The 4,095-nt window shown below is 71.9% G+C and carries 4 protein-coding genes and 3 pseudogenes; all 7 read left to right on the top strand.

Translation table 11 applies throughout. The annotated features are described in order from the left end of the window. Positions 1-280: crossover junction endodeoxyribonuclease RuvC (locus I0C86_RS27985; RefSeq protein WP_196204289.1), on the top strand; the 280-nt coding region annotated here is incomplete at its 5' end. Continuing rightward, complete coding sequence (gene ruvA, locus I0C86_RS27980) at positions 277-879, top strand: Holliday junction branch migration protein RuvA (protein WP_196204288.1); 603 nt, start codon at positions 277-279, stop codon at positions 877-879. The genes I0C86_RS27985 and ruvA, both read left to right, overlap by 4 nt. Before the next feature lie 40 nt (positions 880-919). After that, positions 920-1,133 (top strand): annotated as a pseudogene (locus I0C86_RS27975) (Holliday junction branch migration DNA helicase RuvB); the annotation flags it as partial. Between the two features lie 107 nt (positions 1,134-1,240). Beyond that, positions 1,241-1,939: pseudogene (locus I0C86_RS43865) on the top strand (LAGLIDADG family homing endonuclease); the annotation flags it as partial. A gap of 9 nt (positions 1,940-1,948) precedes the next feature. Then, complete coding sequence (ruvB, locus tag I0C86_RS43860) at positions 1,949-2,995, top strand: Holliday junction branch migration DNA helicase RuvB (protein ID WP_323373881.1); 1,047 nt, start codon at positions 1,949-1,951, stop codon at positions 2,993-2,995. Between the two features lie 186 nt (positions 2,996-3,181). Continuing rightward, a complete protein-coding gene (gene yajC / locus I0C86_RS27965) occupies positions 3,182-3,475 on the top strand; it encodes a preprotein translocase subunit YajC (RefSeq protein WP_230394914.1) in 294 nt (97 codons plus the stop codon). A gap of 155 nt (positions 3,476-3,630) precedes the next feature. Further along, positions 3,631-4,095: pseudogene (locus I0C86_RS27960) on the top strand (protein translocase subunit SecD); the annotation flags it as partial.

Here is a 4,095-nt window from a genome sequence, read left to right as displayed (position 1 = left end):
GGCCGGGCTGCCGGTCCAGACGTACACCCCGAGCGAGGTGAAGGCGGCGGTGACCGGCTCCGGCCAGGCGGACAAGGCCCAGATGATGGCCATGGTCACCCGGCTGCTGCGGTTGGACGCGCCGCCGAGGCCCGCCGACGCGGCCGACGCGCTGGCGCTGGCCATCTGCCACATCTGGCGGGGTGGCACCCGGGCCCGGCTCGCGGCGGCGGCCAGCGCCGTCCGGCAGCGGGTGGCGGCCCAACGGTCGACCGCGAAGCGACAGGGAGGAACGGGATGATCGCCAGTGTGCGGGGAGTGGTCGCCGGGCTGTCCCCGGACGGCGCCGTGATCGAGGTCGGTGGCGTCGGGCTCGCGGTGCAGTGCGCGCCGGGCACCCTGGCCGGGCTCCGGGTCGGCTCGCCCGCCCGGCTGGCCACCAGCCTGGTCGTCCGGGAGGACTCGCTCACCCTGTACGGGTTCGCCGACGACGAGGAGAAGCAGCTCTTCGAACTGCTCCAGACCGCCAGCGGCGTCGGTCCCCGGCTCGCCCAGGCGGTGCTCGCCGTGCACTCGCCGGACACGGTGCGCAAGGCGATAGCCAACGCCGACACCGGCACCCTGACCCGGGTGCCGGGGATCGGCAAGAAGGGCGCCGAACGGCTGGTGCTGGAGTTGCGGGACCGGATCGGCCCGGTCGCGATCGGCCCGGACGGCGCGGGCGGCGTCACCGCCGGGGCGTGGCCGGACCAGGTCCGGCAGGCGCTGGTCGGGCTCGGCTGGACGGCCGCCCAGGCGGATCAGGCGGTCGCGGCGGTCGCGGAGAGCATCGAGGGCGCGACCCCGCCGGTGCCGGTGCTGCTGAAGCAGGCGATCCGACTGCTGGGCAAGACCCGATGACGAGGCGGAGCATGATCGCCGATCGGGTGGTGGTCCGGCCGTGACCGACCACGAGGGGCTCGTCTCGGCGTACGCCAGCGACACCGAGCTGGACGCGGAGGCCACCGTACGCCCGAAGCGGCTGGCCGAGTTCATCGCCCAGCACCGGGTACGCGACCAGCTCGACCTGCTGCTGCGCGGTGCGATGGGCCGGGGCACCCCGCCGGACCACATCCTGTTGTCCGGGCCCCCCGGCCTCGGGAAGCCGGTCTCGGTCGACGCGCTGGTTCTGCTCGCGGACGGCTCCCGACGGCGGCTGGGTGACATCGGGCCGGGGGATCAGGTCATCACCCGCACCGGTCAGGCGGCTCGGGTCGAAGCCGTGCACGAGCAGGGCGAACTCGACTGCGTCCGGATCCGTACGACGACCGGCCGGGAGGTCGTGGCCGCCCCGGACCACCCCTTCTGGACCACCCAGGGGTGGGTCAAGGCCGGCGATCTGACCGAGCGGGATGTGCTGGCGAACGTGCTACGTCCGGAACTGGTGGCGGACGGCACGGGATCGACCGACGAGTTCCGACTGGCGGGCTACCTGATCGGCGACGGCTGCACGTCCAACCAGGTCACCTTCACCGGCGGAGATCCGGACGTGCTGGCCGACCTCCGATCGGTGTGTGATCGGCTCGGCTACCGGCACAGCACCCGGCCGAACAGCCCACGCAGCTCGCTCGTCCGGATATCGGGGCTGCGGCCGTGGCTCGCCGAGCACCACCTGCTGGACAGGACCGCCTGGCAGAAGCGGGTTCCGGCATTCGTGTACCTCGGTGACCAGCGGCAGGTGAGTGCGTTCCTCGGCGCGTACTTCGCGTGGAACGGAACGGTGAGTCGCCGTGGACGGGACGGCGACGACGTGCAGGTCGAGTTCCACAGCGTGTCGGATGGCCTGCTCCAGGACGTGCAGCACCTCCTCCTGCGGCTCGGCATCCAGTCCCGGCTGGAACTGGAGCGGGGCCGGGACCAGGGCCGGCCGCACGAGTCCTGGCGGCTCAGCGTCACCAGCCAGGACGACGTCGCCAGGTTCGTCGAGCGGATCACCGTCCTCGGCGACCGGGGCAGGCGGCTCGCGGAGCGGGCGCCCCGCCGGGACCGGTTCGAGGAGGCTCTCGCGGCCGACCGGGTCGCCACCGTCGAGCCGGTCGGCCTGCACCCGTGTCGCTGCCTCACCGTCGCCGACGATCACACCTTCACGGTGAACGACCTGGTCGTGCACAACACCACCCTCGCCAATATCGTCGCCGCCGAGCTGGGCGCGGGGATCCGGGTCACCAGCGGTCCGGCGATCGAGCGGTCGGGTGACCTCGCGGCGATCCTCACCAGCCTCGGCGAGGGCGACGTGCTGTTCATCGACGAGATCCACCGGATCGCGAAGCCGGCCGAGGAACTGCTCTACAGCGCGATGGAGGACTTCCGGGTCGACGTGATCGTCGGCAAGGGGCCGGGCGCGACGGCGATCCCGCTGGACGTGGAACCGTTCACCCTGGTCGGCGCGACCACCCGGTCCGGGCTGCTGACGGGTCCGATGCGGGACCGCTTCGGCTTCGTGGCGCACCTGGACTTCTACACTCCCGCGGAGCTGGACGTGCTGATCCAGCGGTCCGCGCGGATTCTCCGGGTGCCGGTCACCGACGACGGTTCGGCGGAGATCGCCGGACGGTCGCGGGGCACGCCCCGGATCGCCAACCGGCTGCTGCGCCGGGTGCGGGACTTCGCCGAGGTCCGGGCCGACGGGACAGTCACGCTGGAGACCGCCCGGGCCGCCCTGGACGTCTACGACGTGGACGAGCTGGGGCTGGACCGGCTGGACAAGGCGGTGCTGACCGCCCTGGTCGACTCGTTCCGGGGTGGGCCGGTCGGCCTGTCCACCCTGGCCGTGGCGGTGGGGGAGCAGCCGGACACGGTCGAGGAGGTCTGCGAACCCTTCCTGGTCCGGGCCGGGCTGCTCGCCCGTACGCCCCGGGGGCGGGTGGCGACCGAGGCCGCTTGGCGACACTTGGGGCGTACGCCACCGAATGGTACATTTGGGGCGGCTGTGCCGTCCGTGCCCGACCTCTTCTCCGGGGGCTCCGAGGAGGTGTGACTCGAACGTGATCTGTGCCGCATTCGGTGTTCTCAGGTGCAGGGACTAGACTCGCCGCGGTTTGTACAGGACGTGAGATCCTGCCTCCGCTCCGGCACACCATGCCGTGACGAGGCCGATGGGAAGGTCATAACAGTGCCAGCAGTGCCTTTGGCAGCACAAAGCGGCGGCGGCCCCGGCAGCTTCATGCCGATCCTGATGATTGTCCTGCTCTTCGGCGTCATGTACTTCATGATGATCCGCCCGCAGCAGCGCAAGCGCCGCGAGGCCGAGCAGATGCAGTCGTCGATCGGCGCGGGCGACGAAGTGGTCACCATCGGCGGGCTCTACGGCACGGTCACCGGCGTGGACGACGAGACCGTGATGCTTGAGGTGGCGCCCGGGGTGCAGACCCGGTACGCGCGGCCGGCGATCGCCCGGGTCGTCAAGCCCGTCGAGCGGGTCGAGACGGTGCAGGACGAGGTCGAAGTCAAGGAATGACCACCCGCGTGACGGGACAGGTTTGGCATTGAAGATAATGGATAGCCACGCCGGTGGGGTCGCCTGCCGGTGTGGTAAGCACGTCGCCGGACAGGCCGGCGCCCGACCCGCCGCCCACCACTAGCGGCCGAACCGCGCAGGGAGACAGGACAGCCGTGGCACCACCTCAGGGACAGATGCGGCCCGGCCGGCAACTGGCCGTACTCGGGTTGATCTTCACCGTCCTCTACCTCTTGGTCTTCTTCGCCGCAGACGCCAAGGGCAGCTGGATGGACCGGCTTGAGCCGAAGCTCGGCCTGGATCTCATCGGCGGTACCCGGATGACCCTGGAGGCGGCCACCGAGGCTGGCGAGGCGCCCCCGGCCGGGTCCCTGGAGCGGGCCCGCGAGATCATCCAGGCGCGGGTGGACGGTCGGGGCGTCGCCGAGGCCGAGGTGGTCACCGAGGGCAACCGCAACATCGTGATCTCCGTGCCCGGCCAGAACGCCGACCTCGACGACGTCGGCACCGCGGCCGAGCTGCGGTTCCGCAAGGTGCTCAAGACCACCGACGGCGGCCCGCCCAGCACGGCGCCCGCGCCGACGGCCACCCCGTCCGGCAGCCCGGCGCCGTCCGGCAGC

The sequence above is a fragment of the Plantactinospora alkalitolerans genome, assembly GCF_015690345.1.
Classification (GTDB): Bacteria; Actinomycetota; Actinomycetes; order Mycobacteriales; family Micromonosporaceae; genus Plantactinospora; species Plantactinospora alkalitolerans.
The sequence above is the reverse complement of the archived record's forward strand: the minus strand, read 5'-3'. Positions and strand labels throughout refer to the sequence as shown.